The 20430-nt window shown below is 52.0% G+C and carries 21 protein-coding genes and 1 other RNA gene; 1 reads left to right on the forward strand and 21 read right to left on the reverse strand.

Features of this window, described 5'->3' with window-relative positions:
* Positions 1-30: 30 nt before the first annotated feature.
* The 17 genes from murG to rnpB form a co-directional block, all read right to left on the reverse strand.
* Positions 31-1119 carry an undecaprenyldiphospho-muramoylpentapeptide beta-N-acetylglucosaminyltransferase gene (murG, locus tag H142_RS0104845; protein ID WP_017930976.1) on the reverse strand — a complete coding sequence of 363 codons (1089 nt, stop codon included), beginning with the start codon at positions 1117-1119 and terminating at the stop codon, positions 31-33.
* Positions 1119-2255, reverse strand: coding sequence for a putative lipid II flippase FtsW (ftsW, locus tag H142_RS0104850; RefSeq protein ID WP_017930977.1), 1137 nt, complete (start codon positions 2253-2255; stop codon positions 1119-1121). Before ftsW ends, murG begins: the two co-directional genes overlap by 1 nt.
* Positions 2252-3685, reverse strand: a complete 1434-nt coding sequence (gene murD, locus H142_RS0104855) for a UDP-N-acetylmuramoyl-L-alanine--D-glutamate ligase (protein WP_017930978.1) — start codon at positions 3683-3685, stop codon at positions 2252-2254. The genes ftsW and murD overlap by 4 nt, the downstream gene beginning before the upstream one ends.
* A 9-nt stretch (positions 3686-3694) precedes the next feature.
* Complete coding sequence (gene mraY, locus H142_RS0104860) at positions 3695-4789, reverse strand: phospho-N-acetylmuramoyl-pentapeptide-transferase (RefSeq protein ID WP_017930979.1); 1095 nt, start codon at positions 4787-4789, stop codon at positions 3695-3697.
* A gap of 3 nt (positions 4790-4792) precedes the next feature.
* Positions 4793-6070 carry a UDP-N-acetylmuramoyl-tripeptide--D-alanyl-D-alanine ligase gene (locus H142_RS0104865; RefSeq protein WP_017930980.1) on the reverse strand — a complete coding sequence of 426 codons (1278 nt, stop codon included), beginning with the start codon at positions 6068-6070 and terminating at the stop codon, positions 4793-4795.
* On the reverse strand, positions 6067-7509 hold the full coding sequence (locus H142_RS0104870) for a UDP-N-acetylmuramoyl-L-alanyl-D-glutamate--2,6-diaminopimelate ligase (RefSeq protein WP_017930981.1): 1443 nt from the start codon (positions 7507-7509) through the stop codon (positions 6067-6069). The genes H142_RS0104865 and H142_RS0104870 overlap by 4 nt, the downstream gene beginning before the upstream one ends.
* Positions 7506-9206 carry a peptidoglycan D,D-transpeptidase FtsI family protein gene (locus H142_RS14360; RefSeq protein ID WP_017930982.1) on the reverse strand — a complete coding sequence of 567 codons (1701 nt, stop codon included), beginning with the start codon at positions 9204-9206 and terminating at the stop codon, positions 7506-7508. Before H142_RS14360 ends, H142_RS0104870 begins: the two co-directional genes overlap by 4 nt.
* Positions 9203-9505: a cell division protein FtsL gene (ftsL, locus tag H142_RS0104880; protein WP_017930983.1), complete on the reverse strand. Its 303-nt coding sequence runs from the start codon at positions 9503-9505 to the stop codon at positions 9203-9205. The genes H142_RS14360 and ftsL overlap by 4 nt, the downstream gene beginning before the upstream one ends.
* Positions 9505-10503 carry a 16S rRNA (cytosine(1402)-N(4))-methyltransferase RsmH gene (rsmH, locus tag H142_RS0104885; RefSeq protein ID WP_017930984.1) on the reverse strand — a complete coding sequence of 333 codons (999 nt, stop codon included), beginning with the start codon at positions 10501-10503 and terminating at the stop codon, positions 9505-9507. The genes ftsL and rsmH overlap by 1 nt, the downstream gene beginning before the upstream one ends.
* Positions 10500-10964, reverse strand: a complete 465-nt coding sequence (locus H142_RS0104890) for a division/cell wall cluster transcriptional repressor MraZ (RefSeq protein WP_017930985.1) — start codon at positions 10962-10964, stop codon at positions 10500-10502. The genes rsmH and H142_RS0104890 overlap by 4 nt, the downstream gene beginning before the upstream one ends.
* A gap of 193 nt (positions 10965-11157) precedes the next feature.
* The gene (locus H142_RS14365) at positions 11158-11796 is read right to left on the reverse strand and encodes a TetR/AcrR family transcriptional regulator (protein WP_017930986.1); all 639 of its coding nucleotides are present in this window, start codon (positions 11794-11796) and stop codon (positions 11158-11160) included.
* A gap of 6 nt (positions 11797-11802) precedes the next feature.
* On the reverse strand, positions 11803-12468 hold the full coding sequence (locus H142_RS16160) for a phasin family protein (protein ID WP_017930987.1): 666 nt from the start codon (positions 12466-12468) through the stop codon (positions 11803-11805).
* 18 nt (positions 12469-12486) lie between these two features.
* Positions 12487-13377 (reverse strand): alpha/beta fold hydrolase, encoded by an 891-nt coding sequence (locus H142_RS0104905; RefSeq protein ID WP_169331805.1) that lies wholly within the window; start codon positions 13375-13377, stop codon positions 12487-12489.
* A 125-nt stretch (positions 13378-13502) separates the two neighbouring features.
* Positions 13503-15182, reverse strand: coding sequence for an alpha/beta fold hydrolase (locus H142_RS0104910; protein WP_017930989.1), 1680 nt, complete (start codon positions 15180-15182; stop codon positions 13503-13505).
* A 114-nt stretch (positions 15183-15296) separates the two neighbouring features.
* A complete protein-coding gene (locus tag H142_RS0104915; protein WP_017930990.1) occupies positions 15297-15731 on the reverse strand; it encodes a hypothetical protein in 435 nt (144 codons plus the stop codon).
* A gap of 105 nt (positions 15732-15836) precedes the next feature.
* Positions 15837-16544: a pirin family protein gene (locus H142_RS0104920; protein WP_017930991.1), complete on the reverse strand. Its 708-nt coding sequence runs from the start codon at positions 16542-16544 to the stop codon at positions 15837-15839.
* Positions 16545-16704: 160 nt separating this feature from the next.
* Positions 16705-17082, reverse strand: an RNA gene (rnpB, locus tag H142_RS16230) — RNase P RNA component class A.
* A gap of 122 nt (positions 17083-17204) precedes the next feature.
* Here rnpB and H142_RS14375 point away from each other — a divergent pair.
* Positions 17205-17696, forward strand: coding sequence for a winged helix-turn-helix transcriptional regulator (locus H142_RS14375; RefSeq protein WP_169331806.1), 492 nt, complete (start codon positions 17205-17207; stop codon positions 17694-17696).
* A gap of 237 nt (positions 17697-17933) precedes the next feature.
* On the opposite strand, the gene H142_RS0104930 is transcribed toward H142_RS14375, so the two are convergent.
* Genes H142_RS0104930 through H142_RS0104945 form a run of 4 tightly spaced genes read right to left on the reverse strand, consistent with a single transcriptional unit; the run spans position 17934 to position 20386 of the window.
* Positions 17934-18671, reverse strand: coding sequence for an N-acetylmuramoyl-L-alanine amidase (locus H142_RS0104930; protein WP_017930993.1), 738 nt, complete (start codon positions 18669-18671; stop codon positions 17934-17936).
* Positions 18662-19090 carry a DUF1801 domain-containing protein gene (locus H142_RS0104935; RefSeq protein ID WP_017930994.1) on the reverse strand — a complete coding sequence of 143 codons (429 nt, stop codon included), beginning with the start codon at positions 19088-19090 and terminating at the stop codon, positions 18662-18664. The genes H142_RS0104930 and H142_RS0104935 overlap by 10 nt, the downstream gene beginning before the upstream one ends.
* Positions 19077-19973: a DMT family transporter gene (locus tag H142_RS0104940; protein WP_017930995.1), complete on the reverse strand. Its 897-nt coding sequence runs from the start codon at positions 19971-19973 to the stop codon at positions 19077-19079. The genes H142_RS0104935 and H142_RS0104940 overlap by 14 nt, the downstream gene beginning before the upstream one ends.
* A 44-nt stretch (positions 19974-20017) precedes the next feature.
* Positions 20018-20386: a hypothetical protein gene (locus H142_RS0104945; RefSeq protein WP_017930996.1), complete on the reverse strand. Its 369-nt coding sequence runs from the start codon at positions 20384-20386 to the stop codon at positions 20018-20020.
* Positions 20387-20430 lie beyond the last annotated feature (44 nt).

Consider the following 20430-nt stretch of genomic DNA (forward strand, 5'->3'; position numbering starts at 1 on the left):
GCTCTCGCCGGAGCCGGATGAGACGCAGACCTAGGACGGGGCTCCGACAACAGCCTTGACCAAGTCGGCCAATCGGGCTGTTGCGTCGGGGCGGGCCGCATTAAGGGCTGCACGGGATGCAGTTTCGAGATAAGTCGAATCACAGAGTTTATCCAAGAGGATATTTTTAACAGTCTCTGGGGTAAACTCCGATTCCGGCAAAAGGTCGGCGCAACCAAGGTTTTTTAGTGCTTTTGCATTTTCTGTTTGATGATCGTCCATCGCTATAGCCAAAGGAACCAGCAATGATGGCAATCCCATCAATGCAATTTCGCTCACTGAACTGGCCCCTGCGCGTGCAATAATAAAATGCGCTTTAGCGAGATAAGTCTGAATATCAGCAAAGAACGGCGCGCACCGGGCGTCAACGCCTGCCGCTTTATAGAGCTTAGTCGCCTCGTCCAAATCAGCCGCGCGGGTTTGCTGCACAATATGCAGCCGCGCGCGCAAACTCTCCGGTAAAGCGCTAATGGCTTTGGGCACCGTGGTTGAAATGATCGTGGAGCCGAGACTACCGCCGACAATAAGCAAGTTAATCGGTCCCGTCTTTCCTGGCGGGGTATAAGGACGTTTCGAGGCGCTCAATACGGCGTCGCGCATCGGATTACCGATCGGCCTGATTTTGGCTTTTGCGGGTGCGCGCAACAGACAGTCAAAGCCGCAGGCGACGTATTCGGCCTTAGCGGCAAAAACGCGGTTGACCCGCCCAAGGACAGCATTTTGTTCATGGAGTATCGTTGGAATGCCCAGCGCTTGCGCCGCGCGAATGGCTGGAAAGGCGGGGTAGCCGCCAAAGCCAATGACAACATCGGGTTTCCAGCTTTTAATAAACCGCTTAGCCTGCCCCACGCCGCGTAGAAGTTTCAATATCCCGCCCGGCACTTTGTGCGGTAAGCGCGGGGAAAGTGTTGCTGCGCTCACCCTGATGATCGGATCGGCCGGAATGCGTCCGGCATGTTTTTCACCGCGCGTATCGGTCATCATGGCGATGTCCCAGCCCTGTGCTTTCAACGTCTCTGCCAGTGCCTGCGCGGGGAACATATGTCCGCCTGTCCCGCCGGCGGCAAGCAAGGCGCGCATTAATAGACTCCATATCCATAAGCGCCCGCGCGTTTACGGGTGAACGCCAGTATCAATCCCATTGAAAAGCACAGCGCGAGCATGGATGAGCCGCCATAGCTGATAAACGGCAGCGTCATGCCTTTGGGCGGCACCATATTCAGATTTACGGCCAGATTGATGATAGTCTGCACCCCGATCATAGTTGCCAAACCCGCCACGGCGAGTTGCGCGAAATGGTCGTTCAGGCGCAAAGCTTTGCGAAAGGCTTGAATCACGAGGGCCGCGAGCAGGGCAATCAAGAGAAGCGAGATGAGAAAGCCGAATTCCTCGACGGCGACGGCGAAGATAAAGTCGGTATGCGCGTCTGGCAGTTGCTCTTTGACACGCCCTTCGCCCGGACCGCGGCCAAATATGCCGCCATTCGAGATCGCTTCCAGAGCTTTATCGGTCTGGTAAGTATCACTGCCCTCGGGATTTAAAAACCGCATCAAACGGTCTTGCACATGTGGCAAAGCGAAAAACGCAACCACTGCACCTGCCATTGACACGCATCCCAGAAACAGCATCCAACCCAGTGATAAACCGGCGAAGAAGAAAATTGCGCCAAAGCATAGGGTCAGTAAGAAACTCTGACCGAAATCAGGCTGCCGGAGCAGCATTAAAACAAGCAGGATGTAAACGCCAAAAACGATTGCAATGCCGGGAAATGTTATGTCTTTTTTGCGCTGCGCAAACATCCATGCGGCAAAGACGATAAATCCGGGCTTGGCAAATTCACTGGGCTGTAGGGAAAACGACCCGATTTTGACCCAACGCGTAGCGCCTTTGACCTCGTGGCCAATAAAATTAAGCGCAAACATAACAATAATCGCCCCCAGCAAAGCCAGCACAGCCAGCCGCCGCGCATTCATCGGCGAGAACATGGACAATATCATCGCCCCGCTTATCCCGACAAAGACGAAAAACAAATGACGCGTAAAGAAATAAAAGGGATCAGTTCCGCCCAATTTCGCTGCAGCGGCAGGGCTGGCTGCCAGTGACAAAATTAAACCGGCCAAGATGAGCGTAGCGAAAATACCTATCAGGACGCGGTCTACACTGCGCCACCATTCGAGCAGAAACGAGCGGTTAGAGCGTTGGGCCGTCAAAATCATGCCGCGTGACCTTTTGCCTTTTCGGCTTCAAACATATCAATTATGGCTTGGGCTTCGCTGCGAAATGCGTCTCCGCGCAGTTCAAAATTCTTGAACTGGTCAAAGCTGGCGCAGGCCGGACTTAGTAAAATAACGGGGTCATCATCGCCGCTAGATAGCGCATCGCGCGTCGCGCATAAAACGGCGCGGCGCAGATCGCCGCTGATTTTATGGGCAATTTTCTGTTTTTTTAATACGCTGCGAAATGCTGGCGCAGCCTCGCCAATCAAATACGCTTTGCGGACGCCGGCAAGCTCAGTGGCCAACGGCGCGATACCGCCGTCTTTCGCCACACCGCCGGCAATCCAATATATATTTCTATAGGCGCGAAGAGCCTGTCTTGCGGCTTCAGCATTGGTGGCTTTGCTATCATTTATATAGCTTACGCTTAGCACTTTGCCGAGGCGTTCCATGCGGTGCGCCAGACCGCCAAAGGACAATATCGCTTTGCCGATCTGTTCTGGATCAAGGCCCAGCCCCTGCACCGCTGCAAATGCAGCAGCTGCGTTTTGCCAATTATGCTGCCCGTCCAGCGCGCGCGCCTTACGCAGATCGCAAATTTCAACGGATGTTCGGTTGATAGAGGCATATAATTTACCGTTAATGACGGAGACTCCGCGGCCTAATGCGCGGCTTCCGGAAATTGGAATAATCCGGCGTCCGTTTTTCGCTATCAGCTCCGTGGCCAGATGCTGTCCGCTTTCATCATCAACGCCGACGACCGCGATGTCATCAGTCTGTTGATTGTCGAAAATTCGCATTTTTGCAGCGCGGTAGCCCGCCATATCGCCGTGACGTTCAATATGATCCGGCGTTAAATTGATAAACACGGCGCTGTTGGCCCGCAGCGAATATGTCCTCTCGAGCTGGTATGATGATAGCTCCAACACATAATGCGTCCCGCTATGCATAGCTTCCAAATCCAGAACGCCGCGGCCAATATTGCCACCGATTTGCGCGTCACGGCCACAGCTATTGAGGATATGGCCGATCAGGGACGTCGTCGTACTTTTACCGTTTGTGCCGGTAATCGCGATAATAACAGGGCGGCGCTCCGGCGCGCGGGCGGCGATTTCTTTCGCGAATATTTCAATGTCGCAAATAATTGGAATATTATTCTCGCGGGCGCGCTGCGCCGTCCAATGCGGAGCGGGCTTATCATGGGCTATGCCGGGCGACAGGACGAGCGCGTCAATTGCGCTCCAGTCTGCCCCGTTCAAATCCGACAGCGTTAGGCCGTCAGCCTGTGCAGCGTCGCGGCTCGCCTCCATATCGTCCCAAGCCAAAACCTTCGCGCCGCCTTTGGATAGCGATTTCGCCGCAGTAATGCCGGTTCGGCCCAGCCCAAAAACGGCAATGGTCTGACCTTTATAACTTTGCGCGACAATCACAATATCCCCCTAGCGCAGCTTCAATGTGGACAGGCCAATTAAGGCCAAAATAACAGCGATAATCCAAAACCGGATCACAATCGTCGGCTCGGCCCAGCCTTTTTTCTCAAAATGATGGTGGATCGGCGCCATACGAAACACGCGTTTTCCCGTAAGCTTAAATGAGGCGACCTGCACGATCACGCTGACCGCTTCGAGCACAAATAAGCCGCCAATGATGGCCAGCACAATTTCGTGCTTAACGGCAACGGCTGCGCTTCCCAAAGCGCCGCCAAGCGCCAGAGATCCCGTATCACCCATAAAGACCATAGCGGGCGGAGCATTGTACCAAAGAAAACCGAGGCCTGCGCCCAGAAGCGCGCCCAGTACGATGACAATTTCCGCTGTGCCCGGCACATAAGGAATGCCCAGATAAGACGAATATACGGAGTTGCCGACCAGATAGGCTATGGCTGAAAAACTGGCAGCCGCAATCATCACCGGAACGATCGCCAGTCCGTCCAGCCCGTCCGTTAAATTAACAGCATTAGACGCGCCGACAATCACAATACAGCCAAAGGGAATGAAGAATATACCCAAATTTAAGGTAAAGTCCTTGAGGAAAGGAAAAGCCAGACCGGTATGATAACCATCCGCCGCCGGCGTCGACTGTACGCAGACATAAACCGCCGCCGCCGCGATTAAAAATTCGAGAATTAATTTGATTTTACTGTTCAAGCCTTGAGGATTTTGTGTCGAGACTTTTAGATAGTCATCAGCATAACCGATCGCGCCAAAGCCAACCGTAACCAACATCACGACCCATAGAAACGGATTGGTCAAATCCCCCCATAGAAGTGTTGATACAACAAGGCTGACAAGAATTAAAAGCCCGCCCATTGTCGGCGTTCCGGCCTTTGCAATAATATGGCCTTCAGGCCCGTCAAGGCGAATGGGCTGGCCTTTACCTTGCTTGGAGCGCAGCACATCTATGAGCTTTGGGCCAAAAATAAAGGCAATCAGCATAGAGGTCATCACCGCACCGCCAACACGGAATGTAATATAATTAAATAAATTAAACATCTGATATTGTTCAGATAATTCTGAAAGTAAGTGATAAAGCATGATTTATTTTCCCCGAAGTTCTTTGATGACAGATCCCAGACCCACGCTATTCGAGGCTTTGAGCAGTACACTATCATTGTCTTTGATTATGGATTTTAGCGCCGTAATAACACCTGATTTATCTGCCAGATGCGTCGCGTGGTATTTTTCGGGTAACGCATCCGCCAAAGCCTGGCTATGCTGTCCGACAGTGATGACTTGACTAAAGCCAGCATCAATCAAGGCTTTGGCTAAGCCGGCATGGAGCTGCACGCTCTGCGTTCCGAGTTCTAACATATCACCGATGACCGCGATCTTGCGGCCCTGACCTGAAACCGCTGAAATAGCTGCCGCTACAGAAACAGGATTGGCGTTATAACTCTCGTCAATGACTGTAAATTTATGACCGGCCAAATTTGCCGTAAACCGTTCGCCACGACCGGCTGGTGGTGTCAGTTTTGATAAAACGGCACGCGCTTGTTTTCTATCTCCGCTCGCAGCTTTCACAGCCGCCATCACCAGCGCAGCATTCATGCGGTTATGCGCGCCGGAAAGTTTTAGCCCCCCTTTAAAATCAGCAGCGTGAACCCCCACAACGGTCAAGCCTTTGGCTTTCGCCTCACTCGACAGATAGTCGAAATAGCTGTCATCTGCGTTCAGGATTGCTACCCCGCCTTTCGCCATACCGTCAAAAATCTCCGCTTTCGCTGCAGCGATATGATCGACACTTTCGAAAAACTCCAAATGCGCCGGCGCGATTTTGGTGATGATTGCGATATCAGGCGCGATTAGACCGGATAAATCACTTAGCTCTCCGGCATGGTTCATCCCCGCCTCAAGCACTGCATATTGAGTGTCGCGTGGCATGGCGGCCATCATCAGGGGGACGCCCCAATGATTATTATAGGATTTGATCGATTTATGGGTCGGGCCGGATGGAGCGAGCGCGGCACCAAGCATTTCCTTAACCGATGTCTTTCCGACGCTTCCCGTTACCGCAATGCGTTTAGCCAAGCAGCGCTCCCGAGAGGCCCTGGCCAGATCGCGTAAGGCCAGTATGGCATCGTTTACACGCAGCGCCGGCACATCGGCAATCGCGCGTTCGCTGATGACAGCAGCTGCACCTTTTTCAAGCGCCATAGGAATGAAATCATGACCATCACGCACATCTTTCAACGGCACGAAGAGATCACCCTCACAAATTGTACGCGTATCGATAGACAGGCCGGACACAGTCCACGGCCCTGTAATTTTACCGCCTGTGGCTGCCGCAGCCTCGTGTGATGTCCAGAGCGCGCTCATGACTGCGCCTTTAATAAGCGGCGAACGACATCAGCATCTTTAAAAGGTATAATGTGAGTCCCGACAATCTGGCCTGACTCATGACCTTTGCCCGCAATGACGAGGCAGTCGCCTGCCTGCACCATATCAAGTCCGGCCAAGATAGCGGCCTCGCGGTCTCCGGTTTCGATTGCGTTCGGACAGCCCGACATGACAGCTTTCCGGATTTTTGCGGCGTCTTCCGTGCGTGGATTATCATCGGTCACAATTTGGATATCAGAATAGTGATGCGCTATCGCGCCCATTTTTGGACGCTTGCCCGGATCGCGATCCCCGCCACATCCAAAGACAACGACAATTCGGCCCTGCGTGTGTGGACGTACGCCGCGTAACAGCTTTTCAAGCCCGTCGGGCGTATGGGCAAAATCAACAAAAACAGGCGCTCCGGTCTTGGTCACGCCCGCCCTGTCCATACGGCCATTAACACCCTTTAAATGGCTCAGAGCTGAAAAGACTGCATCAGAATTAACCCCTGTGGCCATGGCCAAACCCGCGGCGCTTACCGCGTTTAAAACTTGAAACTCTCCGGCAAGCGGAAGCTCGATTGTATGGCGCACGCCCTTATGGATGAGCAAAAGACTTTGGCTCGCGCTGCGCGGGGTGACTTCGGCAATACGCAGATCATCACCGTTCCATCCAGTTGTTATAACCTTCAGTCCAGCTTCACCCGCGAGCTTCGCCATGCGCTGCCCGTATTCGCTATCAACATTGATAATCGCGGGAATGCCCTGCGGTGCGAGCGATTTGAACAGCCTCGCTTTGGACATAAAATAGTCTTCAACATTCGGATGGTAATCAAAATGATCCTGCGTAAGATTTGTAAAAGCCACCGCTGACAGGCGCGCGCCATCAAGGCGGTATTGTTTCAGACCGTGGGAGCTGGCCTCCATGGCGGCATAGGTGACGCCGGAGTCTTTTAAATCGCGCAATGTCATTTGCAGCGCCGCAGCATCGGGCGTGGTATGCGAAAGCGGGGTTACGCCCTTCTGTGTCGCGATGCCCAGCGTCCCGAAACAGGCGGCGTTTAATCCTGCTTCGCTCCAGATTTGGCGTAAAAATTCAACGGTTGAGCTTTTACCGTTCGTGCCCGTGACCGCCACCAAGGTTTCGGGCTGCCCTGCATAAAGCCGCGCTGCCAAATAGGCATATGTTTCGCGCGCGTTTTCGGTTTCAATTACGGGAACGCGCGTCTCTGTCAATCCGGGGCGCGACAGTATAGCAACGGCGCCGTTTTCAATCGCCTGGCCGACATAATCCCATCCATCCGCGCTCACACCTTTTAGCGCCGCAAATAGCGCGCCGGGCTTTACGGCCCGGCTATCTGCCGTAAGTGAGGTGATTTCGACGTCTTTGGCTCCGTCCGGCAAAGGCAATGTCGCGATAAGCATGGAGAGCTTCATCTTTGCCCTCCTGTTGTAGTGGGCAGCAACTCAGCAAGCTGGCGTTCGGGCGGCATTCCAGTCAGCGTAATAACACGCTCGGCCACTTGCCCCGCAGTCGGCGCAGCGTTCCAGCCTGCTGTCGCATATCCATAAGTGCCGGGCGCAGCTTTGGGTTCGTCATAGGTGACAAAAATAAGATATTTGGGCTGGCTATGCGGGAACGCCGCGACAAATGACGTCACTAATTTACGCTCTTGATATCCGCCGCGCCCGGGCTTTTCCGCAGTGCCGGTTTTACCCATCAGGCCGAAACCTGGCACATCAGCATTGCGGCCTGTGCCATCTGTCACCACATAGCGCATCATATCGCGCATCATGTCCGACGTCTCCGGTTTGATAACGCGGCTACGGGGCTGAACCTGTCCGACGCTGCGATATTGCAAAGTTGGAACAATAAGCTCGCCGCCATTAAGCAGTGCAGATAGAGCCGTTGCCAGCGCCAGTGGGCTGACCGCTATGCCGTGACCAAAAGAGACTGTGGCCGTTGTCAGATCCTGCCATTCGCGTGGTAATTGCGGGGCGGCGCTTTCGGCAAGCTCAATCGGAACACGGTCAAACAGGCCAAATTTACGCAAAAAATCCTGCTGCGCCACATCGCCTGCATTTAGCGCATACATCGCCGTCCCGCGATTAGAACTATCAGAGAGGATTTTAAACATGGCCAGTGGAGTTGAGCTTTTATGATCATCACGAATAGATTTTCGGCGGATAACGAGCGGGTTTTGGACGGGCATAAGCGTATTCGGATCCGCGCCGGTTTCCAGCGCCAGCGCCATAGTCAGGGGTTTGAAAGTCGAACCCAGCTCATACGTTCCCATTGTGGCACGATTAAACTTTGTTTGTGGCGATGCTGCGGCGTAACTGTTCGGATCAAAATCCGGCAGGCTAACTAACGACAAAATTTCGCCGCTCTGCACATCAAGAATAACGCCCGCAGCGCCGCTAGCTTTGAACCTGCCCATCCCCCATTGCAGCTCTTCAGTTAGAACATTTTGAAACCGAATATCTATCGAAAGCTTTTTAGGACTGCCAGGCTTTTCCATCAGCTCGGTTTCAAATGCGCGTTCGGCGCCCGCTGCGCCGTTCATGTCGACATCCGTCCATCCCAATACATGGGCCGCGGTCCGTCCGGAGGGGTAAACGCGGCGCGGCTCGACTCTAAAAAATAAACCCGGCTGCCCAAGCTCGAAAACAGCTTGCCGCTCTTTGGGTGTCAGATTGCGCTTAATCCATACAAAGTCTTTGCCGGAAGTCAGACGCTTATACACTTTGTCGTAATTTAGATAAGGCAACACAGTGACGATAAGCTCTGCGGTGTGATCCGCATCACTCACCAATTTAGAATTAGCGTGCAGCGAGAAAGTTTCCAGCGTTGTGGCCAGCAAAACGCCGTTACGATCCAATATATCAGCCCGGGTTTTTATATCGGCCTGAACGCTATCATAAGGCGGTGGTGCGTCATGCCAGACCGCAACCTCCGCCAGACGGCCCAGAATAATCAGAAAGACACCGAAAAACACAAGCACACCTATGATAATGCGCGTGCGACCTTCTCTTACGGCTTTAAACTCCAGATCCTCCACCACTAATTGTCGCGCGGGAATAAATTCTGAAAGCCCCCGCGCCATGCGGGCGTTATTCTTTGAATCGTTCATTTTGTCACCTGCGCTTTAACAGGGACGCGGACAACGAGGTCGTCCAGCGTAATCATTTGATCAGCCTTAGTGGGGCGAAGCTCCAGATAGGTTCTAGACAGATCCGACAAGCGCGCGGGATTTTGCAAATACGCAATCTCGGCCTCTAAAACACGTATTGCGTAAATTTCAGCCTGGAGGTCTGATTGCAGCCGCTCCATATCTTTGCCCACGCTTTTCGCCTCGGTCTTGGTTATATATAGCGCTGCAACAAGTCCGAAGCCGATTAAAATCAGGAGTGCAAAGCCGATCCGCCGCATCACGCCACCTTCCCTAACATGGCCAATGACGGCGCGCGGGGCAGTAAGGTCTCGCCTTCCGTTGGCCATTCCGGCGCATCAGTCCGCACGGCGCTGCGCAATTTGGCCGAGCGAGATCGAACATTCTCGGATAGTTCCGACTTAGACGCCGTCAGCGCAGAGCGGTGCGGCAATATGAAGGAGGGCGCGGGCGATGTATCAGCGCTTTCCGGCATATAGCGTGACTGCCCTTGCGTCTCGCCTGCGCGGCGACGAAGGAAGCTTTTCACAATACGGTCTTCAAGCGAATGAAAGGACACGACAACCAAGCGCCCGCCCGGAGTCAAAAGTGCTTCGGCCGCGATAAGCGCGCGGTAAAGCTCACCCAGCTCGTCATTGATAAAAATACGCAAAGCCTGAAACACCCGCGTTGCAGGATTGATTTTACCGCTCTTACCAAGGGCCTGGGCCATGAGATCCGCGAGTTGAGCCGTTGTTGTAATCGGGGCCTCTTCGCGCGCGCGCATGATAAAATCTGCGCAGCGTTTAGCGCGGCGCTCTTCGCCATACACCCGGAAAATCTGAATAAGATCACTATGGGAAAGATGGGCGATTGCGTCGGCGGCGTCGGGGCCGTCTTGCGCCATACGCATATCTAGAGGTCCGTCTTTTTGGAACGAAAATCCGCGAATAGCCTGATCGATTTGCATTGATGACACGCCAATATCCAAGACTATGCCGTCAACAGCGCGCCCCTGCGCCGCCTCGCTCATGTCGGAAAAAGCTCCATTATAAAATGTGAAGCGCTCGCCGAACTCTTCGCTCATAGCGGCAACCGTTGCAGCGACATTTGGATCGCGATCTATAGCAATGACATAGGCGCCGTCGCATTCCAAAATAGCGCGACTATAGCCGCCATTACCGAATGTGCCGTCTATGAAGAGCTCCCCTGACTTTGGCGATAAGGCGTGCATCACCTCAGGCAGCATGACCGGATAATGAGGCCGCGCGGCGCTCATTGTACTTGGCCGGAGTTGCGCCCTTGAAGCCGTAAACGGTGGCGGTTCTCGCGCGCCATTTTGCGGGCTGTTTCAGCGTGGGATTGGTAGGCTTCAGGAGACCATATCTCAAATCGGCGGCCAAGCCCTATAAATGTCGCGCGGCCGTTAAGTCCGGCATATTCCGCCAGATCTTTGGGCAGCGTAACCCGGCCTGTCCCGTCAAATGACAAGCGGCGGCTTTCGGCAAATATAGCGCGTTCAAATGCGATGCGCGCCTCATCATAAGGATCCATAGTCTCGAGTAAAGATTGATAATCCTGTAAAAGCGCGATTCCGCCGCCCTCAAGATAGGCACCGTCAAAGCTGGGCCAAACAACAATGCCGTCGAAGTTTCCATCACCGACAACGGCGCGAAAATCCGCGGGCACAGATAACCGCCCCTTAGCGTCCAGCGTATTCGTGGCCGTCGATAAAAACATGCAAAACTAACCGTCCCCGCAAGCGCAGCCCTCCCGCGCTTATAGACCTGCCTATCATGGGATATTATGGTATTCAATGGGAAATTAAGGGATAATTAGGTATAAATATAGGTTTATCCATAGCAACTACGCAAATCCGCAATGCGGAAGTCCCTCTATTTATGATATTCGTTAAATTAAACGGCTTGGCGATTTAGCCTTGAGCGGCAAAAAACTCAGACAAGAGGCGCTGCGCAGCGTCTTTATCTTCAGACCAATACGGAATAATCTGTATAAGAGCAGAATAAACACCGCGGTTAATCAAGGCTTTAGGCTGCATATCTGCATATCGCAGATCACAATGCGCCAGCCAATATGTAAAGTGCATTGTCAGGCGTTCCGCAAGCGCCGCCGCTTCAGCGTCCGACATCTCGATAAATTTCCTGCCGAGCAGCGTTGCAATCATGCTGTCGAAAGCGTTTTGCTTGGCAGACAGCAGGCGGGAGAATTGCGGAGCAAGCTCCGGTACTTTTTCAAAAACCCAGCCTAAATTACGATAGAAAAACCGAAAATCATATATCTCTTCAAATATGATATAAAGATAGACCCAATTATCTTCGAGCTGGAGCGGATTGTTAAGCGGCGCACACAGAACCATACGCATTTCAGTTTCGAAGCGCGCGTAAAGCTCCTCGATTATAAGCGGTTTGCCCTGAAAGTGGTAATGTAGATTGCCCGGGCTGATGCCCATCACGCTGGCAATATCGACACTGCTGATTTCTGCCAGACCTTCCTCATTAAAGAGGGTCAATCCGGTCGACAAGATCAGCTCGCGCGTGGGACGGCGGGCCATTACGTCTTAAGCCTTTTTGGACTTTTTCGATGTGGTTTTTTTAGCGGCGGGTTTCTTCGTGGTCGGCTTCTTTACTGCCGCCTTCTTAGCTGGCGGTTTTTTTGTCGGCGGCTTTTTAGCAGCAGTCTTCTTTGCCGCAGGCTTCGACACGACAGGTTTTGCCGGTGTCCTTTGGGTCTTAATCTTCTTAACCGGCTGCTTTTTCACGGCTCGTTTTTTCGCGGCAACCTTCGGTGCGACTTTAACATTGAGCACACGCATGACAGCATCCAGTTTGGCCTCAATAACGTCCAAACGCGACTCTATATCCGTTTTAGCGCTGTCTTTGCGGCCAAAATCCGGAACATGGTCTTCGACCCAATCGGACGATTTTGACCCTGCCTCTTTGATCTTTTCGCGCATGGATTTGATGCGAGAGTCAATATCAATGTCAGGCACCTGGGCTTTTGAAACAATTTCCTTACCCTTGGCCTTACCGACGGCTTCAAACACTTGACCTTTCTGGACAAGTTCGTCAAAAACAGCGCTGGATTTTCCCGTCACATCTTTGATCGCGCCTTGCGCTTCCGTGAAAGCCCGGCCATATGCGCCTATCCCCGCTAGCCAGATACGGCGGGCCGTATCACTTGTGCTGCGTTTTTCAGATCCGGATTTTTCGCTTTTTTTTGCCATAGAATTTCCTAACAGATATTACGCCGCCGCGATAGATGCCTTTACGGACGGGACGCGTTCCAGTTCAACATCGGGCATTGGCACAGCCGGCTCTCCGAAAAAGTCGCGAATATGCGCGACCGTCTCGGCCCGCCGGGTCAGCAGGAACAAATGCCCTGCTCCGTCAATAACTTTCAGGCGAGAGCGGCGGATAAGTGTGTTAAGTATCTTACCGTTAACAACAGGAACAATATGATCATTACTCCCCATAATCACGAGCGTTTTCGCCTTAATACGCCGAATAAAAGGGATACTGGACCAGCCGATCATAGCCGACAATTGGAACAGATAACCTTTAATACTCGGCGGCACCATATTGATCGAGAACGCATCGACGCCCCCATTGGCCGCGTCGCCGTAAAGCGTCTCAAAGTTTTTGGCGAGGAAATCACGGTCAATATATCGTTTTGGCGACATCATCTTAGACAGCGCCTTGGGATTGCCGGGAACCATTGTAAAGCCAGTTGTCGTCGCGCAAAGCACAAGGCGGCCGGTCATATCTTTATTTTGCCACGCAAATTGCTGCGCAGGGCCGCCTCCCCACGAGACTCCCAGTACATCGACTTTGTGATAGTCGTTTTCCTGCAGAATTTGCTTCGCCGCCTTAGCGACCCACCACGGACGGTAAGGCACTGTCGGATCAGGCGAGCCGCCGACGCCGGGCATATCGAATGTTATGATATCGCGACCGGAAAATGTGTCGGCAAAAACCTGCGCTATTTCAAGGTTAGCGCCTATGCCGTTAAAAAATAAAAGCGGCGTGCGTTTGCCACGCCCTTTATCAGCACCCGACCATATGGCGGTGCGAAGCTTTTGATTGCCAACTTTACTAAAAAAGATCTTTGGCAGATTGGGGTGAAAATCGCTCACCGAAAACTCCTTATGTGGAGGCTGCATAGAAAATTATGCAACCCAATAAGCGACCCCCCAACCGCGTATATATTTTAGGTGGGTCGCTTCGCATTCGAAGTAAAGACCCGCTCTGTTATCAACAGCTAAGTAAAAACATATTCACCCGGCGCTTGACTGATAGGCGGATGGGCCTTGTTTCCCAATGATTTCGGCGCAGCTTTCATCTCTCCGGACCGTTCTGACAACCATTTATCCCACCTCAGCCACCAACTCTCATCATGAGTTTGGGCGCCTTTGAGCCAGTCAGTTGCTTTGGGTGGATGATCGGCATTGCTGAAATATCGCGCTTTAGGGTTTCCGGGCGGATTAAGCAGCGATTGGATATGTCCGCTATTGGACAGCACAAAGTCAATCTCGCCGCCAAGGAGGCGGATATTGCGATAACAGGCCATCCACGGCGTAATATGATCGGTCACGCCCGCTACCATAAACCCGTCTTGTGTGACATTGGATAGATCGACCATATGACCCATGAATTCAGTCGTCCGGTCAGGCCGGAAGCTGCGTTCTTTAAAAATATCCAGATAATCAGAATGGAGTTGCGCCGGAAGATTGGTCGTATCGGCATTCCAGAACAAAACGTCATATGGCGGCGGATCGTTACCCAAAAGGTAATTATTGACGACATAATTCCAGATGAGATCATTTGGCCGCATCCATGCAAACATGCGGCCCAGCTCATCCCCGTCCAAAACGCCCTTGCGTTTACTGTGGGCGCGGGACGCTTCGATTGCGGCGTCCGTTACGAATAGACCCACTTCACTGTCTGATTTTTTTCCGTCCAACACGGAGACAAACAAGCTGTAACAATTGACGCTGTCATCACCGCGCGCCGCAAGTTCATTGAGCAGCAGCGCCATCGTCGTACCGCCGGAGCAAGCGCCGATGACATTAACACGCGAAGAACGCGTAATCTTCTTCGTCACGCCGACGGCTTCTATCAATTCCCTGACATAAGCTTCCAGGCCCCAATGACAGTGCTGCCGGCCGGGATTGCGCCACGAGACGGCAAATACCTGATAGCCGCATGCGGTGAGAAACCGAATAATGGATTTATCCGGGCAGAGATCGTTAGCGTAGAATTTATTGATTTGCGGCGGCACAATAATGATCGGAATTTTACGAACTTCGGGCGTAGACGGCTCATATTGCAAAAGCTCGATCATCTCATCTTTATAGACAACCGCGCCTTTGGATATGGCTATATTTTCGCCGATCTTAAACGGGCGCTTGTCGACCATTGACGGCATGCCGCCATTATTGCGTAGATCGTCATAGGCATTTTTCAGCCCCTTCAATACGGATTGACCGCCGCTCTCATAAAACCGCTTCATAGCGGCAGGGTTGCCGAGCAGTGTATTAGTCGGGGCCAGTGTGTCCGCCATAATATCAAGAACATAATTTGCGCGCGCTTTATCCGGCGTCGAAATGCGCGCGTCCTCGATCCAACCCTTTAGCTCGCGACGCATGGCCATCCAGCTTTGCAAGCCGCGCTTGTAGATCGGATTATAGGTCCAAGTCGGGTCTTTAAACCTGCGGTCGCGCGGATCCGGCGCAAGGTCCGATGTGCCCTTCGTAATATCGACCAGCTCTTTGGCATAAGCGCCGACATGTTTTGCAAATGGGATAGGCTGCGCCGCGGCTGTTTTTACTAAAACGCCCAGAGATTTGACAAAATCGGATCGCCTCACGCCTACCAGCGAATTTACCGCCGTCGTTGTTTGCGAAGCTGTGTTGCTGATGTCACTGGGTTTACGCGCCATATTGCTCTCTCAAAAGCTAAGTTTCTCGACATGTTACCGCAAATAACAGTTGAGGCAAAAGAAAAGCGGCACCGGAGACCCGAATGCCGCTTCGCTTCTAAAAATTGGTATCGCTTAAGCGGCTTTTTTAGCCGTCGTTTTTTGCGTCTTCACTTTTTTCGCCTGCGTTGCAGATTTTGCTTTTGCAGCTACTTTTTTATTCAATTTTGCAATTTCATTTTCCAGCTCTTCGACGCGGTCATTAGCAATGACAGGCATGGCTTGACGGGCTTTTGCAGCCATTGCGAAGGCGCGGGTTTTAGCTGTTACGGCGACATCGGCAGCTTGAGCTTCGACAATTTCGCCTTTTTCAACCAGTTCACCGAAAAACTTTTCGGCTTTTTCACCCGTATTAGCTACGATCGGTTTTACGCGGTCATAAGCTGCAACATAAAGGCCGACATAGGCCAGCGCGCTTTTACGCAACATTGTGCCAACGTTACGGGCTTCTGTTTCCACGGTATTTACAGCTTTTTTGGGCGCTGATGTTTTTGTCTTTTTGGTCGCCATGATGGCCTCCTGAATTCTTATTACGGGCACATGCCCTTTGGTTCATGAAAGCAATATAGGCAGCAATATTAGAAACCGCGTCCTAAACCTTATGATTCCTAATAATTAGTGCAGGGCTGCCAGATCAAAGAGAATAAACTCACAGCCACGCCCATGTGTTATTTCAAGGGCCCCGTCGGTCAAAGCGCAGGCGTCTCCAGCGGATAACGAATGTCCATTTATAGCGGCTTGCCCTTTGACAATCTGTACCCAGCCACTACGCCCTTGGGTCACTTCAAATTTTACTGTTTCATCGCCGTCCAGAAGTGCGGAATATATACTTACGTCCTGGTTCATCTTCATGGAGCCGGCACGACCGTCACCGGACAGAAATAGCTGCAACCGGCCACGGCGGAGGCTATCATCAAGCTGCAGGGTCTCATAGCGCGGCGGCGCGCCGGTGCGGTTCGGCAACAGCCAAATCTGTAAAAAATGAACGGCATTTTCGTCATCAGGATTAAACTCGCTATGCGATACGCCTGTGCCTGCCGCCATATATTGAACGCCTCCGGCTCCCACGACCGAGCCATTGCCTAATGTGTCTTTATGCTCAAGCTGTCCGTCAATTATGTATGAGAATATTTCGGCGTCTTTATGGCTGTGGGTTGGAAATCCGCTCCCGCCGGAGACAATGTCTTCATTGATAACCCGCAGGCTTTCGAACTGCATCATGTGCGGGTTATGGTAGTCCGCAAATGAAAACGTATGGCGTGATCGCAGCCATCCGTGATCAGCCATGCCGCGCGACTTGGATTTAATTATGTGTAGCGTCATTTTACGTCCTACTTAACCCAATGATAAGCTGAAATGCGTTTAAGTGCCGATCATTGGCGTTACAATATTTATCCAGATACGGCTTTTAAATCAACCTGGTCCGGCACTCACATATCCATGTAAATAATCACGGCATTTCGCCCGTACCGTAATAATGAAGTGAATCAACGGGCCTATAAGCCGGGTTCTGTACTCTTTGAAAAGAGCAGCGATCATTCATCTGGCCCCGACTTTACAGACGGGGTCTAGCATTCAACCCGGGCAGAGGATGTGACCCCTATAGCTGCCCCTATTTGAATTTGCTCCGGATGGGGTTTGCCATGCCATCTGTGTTGCCACAGATGCGGTGCGCTCTTACCGCACCCTTTCACCTTTTCCATACCCGCGCCGAAGCGCCGGCAGGTAGTTTACTTTCTGTGGCACTTTCCCTTGAAGATTAGCTTTCGCCAATCAACCGCCGGGCGTTACCCGGCATCCTGTCACAATGGAGCCCGGACTTTCCTCGACATTTGCATGCCGCGACCGCCCAGCCCGTTGATTCGCAACGCTTCTGGATTGAGACTTGCAACCTTGTCAACACAGGTTAATGCAAGACTTGCGTTTTTAGCGTTAAAAATACGGAATTGGGGGCGATTCAAGTATAATATGGGCTGGCGAGATTTGATTAATGAAAAGTCGGCGCTGGCAACAGCGCTCGACATTGTGGGTGACCGGTGGAGTCTGATGATTCTAGCCGGAAGCTTTTACAACGCGCATCGCTTTAACGATCTGGAGCGGGCTCTAGGCATAAACCGTAACCTATTATCACAGCGTCTAAGCCGTCTGACTGAGGAATGTTTACTGGAACGGCGTAAGTACCAAAATAAGCCGGAACGCTTTGAATATCACCTTACCCCACAAGGGCTGGCCCTGCGCCCGGTTATTGTTGCATTGGCCCGGTGGGGACGCGATCATTATACAAAAGATGACACGCCCATTATATTGGTTCACAATGATTGCGGAGGGCATGTGCGCTCTGATGTTATATGTGACAAATGCGACATACATGTACCGCATTTGGATATTGAGACTCACTTCCAAGGGACGCCCCCAGAGCATTCCTGGTCGAATTATTTGCAGAGCTTGCAAGCTCAAAACCGGAATATATCTTAGCCTAAGTTAAAATACTGTACAAAGACTGTCGCTAGGCTGTGAAAAAACACATATTGCCATTTACAAGCCGGAAATTCTGCCTATCTAAAATGCACAGAATCGGTACAAAAATTGTACGGCCAATCGGCTTTTTAATTTCATCCGTATATAGAATAGTCAGAAGCGCTAGACGTTATGACTTAGGGCGCGTAACGGCCAAAGGTTGCCCCACATCGGCCTTCCCGTTGCGCGCCCGCTTTACTTCCGGTTTAGGGGTTCCAGCAAACCATTTAATTCGGAGATGACAGCTAACGTCTCGACATCCAGCTTACCGTCAACGCGGTCAGGTCTGAATCGGCGCTGGAAGGCCGTAAATACCTGTTCGGTCCGTAAGTCAAAAATGCCGTTCACAGGCAGGTGATAGCCAATCTGGGCCAGACCACGCTGCGCAACCGCTATGCCGCGATCCCGGTCTCCCGGTTGAAATAATACACGTTGATCCGTTTCGGTCGCAGCTGGCCAGAGTCCTATCCCAATTTGCGCCAGTCGGGCCCATGGAAACTTCTCTCCAGGATCATATTTGCGATCCGGCGCAAGATCGCTGTGACCAATGATGCTGAACGGAGTGATATTATGACGGGACAGAATATCTCTAGACAAAGCCATTACCGCATCAATTTGTATATCAGGGTAATCAGGCAGGCCATAATCATGCCCGCCATTGACGATTTCTATTCCGATTGAAGCGGAGTTCACATCAGTAATCGCGCCCCATTGCCCGACGCCGGCATGCCATGCCCGCTTTTCCTCATCCACCAGTGCGAAGACCCGCCCGTCTTCTTCAACGAGATAATGGGCCGAGACTTGCGCGGCTTGGTCACTCAAGCGCTGGAGCGCCGCGACGCCTGTTTCCATGCCGGTATAGTGATAAACCAGCAGGCTAACAGCGGATTTACGCTCGTTGAAATTCGGGGATGGCGCAGAAATTATGTCCATTTGTCGTCCGGGTATTTTTGCCCCATTATAGCCAAACCCTTTAGGACAATCTCTTCAAAAACCTCTAGATCAACATGCGAGAGACGTTTAATGTACAGGCATGATTTACCGAATTTGTGTTTGCCCAATTGTGAAAGCTCTTCGCTAAGCTCCTCATAACCCGCAATAATATAGATTGATAGATCTTGAGCACGCGGCGCAAACCCGATCCGGAAAAAATCTCCTTCACGTCCGCTTTCATAAATGTAGTGATAGCCACCAAAGCCGACGATCTTGCCCCACATGACGGGCGGGTATCCGGACAGCCGCTCCATGAGGCCCAGAAGGATTTGGCAATCAGCGCGTTTAATCGGATCCTCTATCGCGGCGACGAAATTGGCGGGCGATTGAGGTGTGGGTTTGGTTTTATTCTCTGACATAGCCATCTGCAGTCTCCCCTGCCGCTATTTCGGGTTGTCTCGTAGCGATAATATACACGCAGGGTAAAATGAAAAGCGCGCCCAGCACAAGTTTGGGTGACAAATTTTCGCCCAAAAAAGTCAGGCCTAATAATGCCGTGAAAAGCGGAGTTATAATAGTCAGCGGAACAATGCGGTTTACCGTATAATGTTGCAGTAAGGCAAAATACTGACCATGCGCTACAATAGATACGCCAAGGGCTGCGTACAACCCGGCAATCATTAACGGCCATGTCGCTTGGTTTATAATTTGCGTATGTCCCGTCTCAAAAAACAAGCTTGCCGCTATCATAACCGGCAGGATGATGACGGCAACCCAGACCACATAAATGCGCCAATCCACCCTTCCAACTGTGCGAATAAGCACTGACCCGATTGCCAGAGCAAAATATGCGCCGCCAATATATAAAAGTCCGGTATCCGCCGACAACCCGCCCGGTTCATAAATCATAAGGCAGCTACCGAAAAATGCCCCTATTATTGCCGTGAAAGTGATCACGCTAGGCCGCTCGCGTAAAAATATTACGGAGAGAACCGCGGCGAAAGGCACCAGCATTTGGCTGACTATACCGGCGCCTGTCGCGCTGGCGGTCTGCAGCCCTGTATATAATAAGCCTAAATGAAGCGGCCCGACGCAAAAACACACAAGCATTAATTTTGAAAAGTGTTCAGGGCGCGGGCGAAATAAAAATGGCGTCATGATCACAAAGACAATGACAGCCCGCAATGCCGCCAGCATAAAGGGCGGTACGCCGTGGCGACCCAAAGCCCAAGCGCTGACAGCCAAATTTCCCGCCCAAAGCAGGTTACACATTATGAAAATTAAAAAATCTCGGGCGGCCATAGGCTGCCCATAGAGCGCGAGACTAAGAAGTCAATAAAAGCAATCTACTGACCCACTGTCCAGCCATCCGGCGTTTTACGTGCATCCAGAACGATCTCGTCACCGTCTGCGACGTCACTCTCGGGAGCGCTGAAATGGGCCTGACGTGCACCAAACTTTTTCTCGAGGTCTTCAAAAGCCTTTTCGCGCACTGTCTTGCCAAATATCTTTGCGCGGATCCAAAACCCGGCAAATGCAATAACAGCCAGAAATGCGATGGCTAAGACGACGAACAAGGCCGCCGAAGCCGTAACGAGCAACAGCCCTAAACCGACAATTGCGCCCATAATCAACAGGGCTGTTCGGCCTATACGCTGCATCAACCCAGCAGGACGGGCGTTCTGCATATTTGAAACTCTGATATATGTTGTCATAGTCTAATCGCTCCTACCCCTAATTTGGCGTGATTTTCGCCAAG

Source organism: Robiginitomaculum antarcticum DSM 21748 (assembly GCF_000365025.1).
GTDB classification, from domain to species: domain Bacteria; phylum Pseudomonadota; class Alphaproteobacteria; order Caulobacterales; family Maricaulaceae; genus Robiginitomaculum; species Robiginitomaculum antarcticum.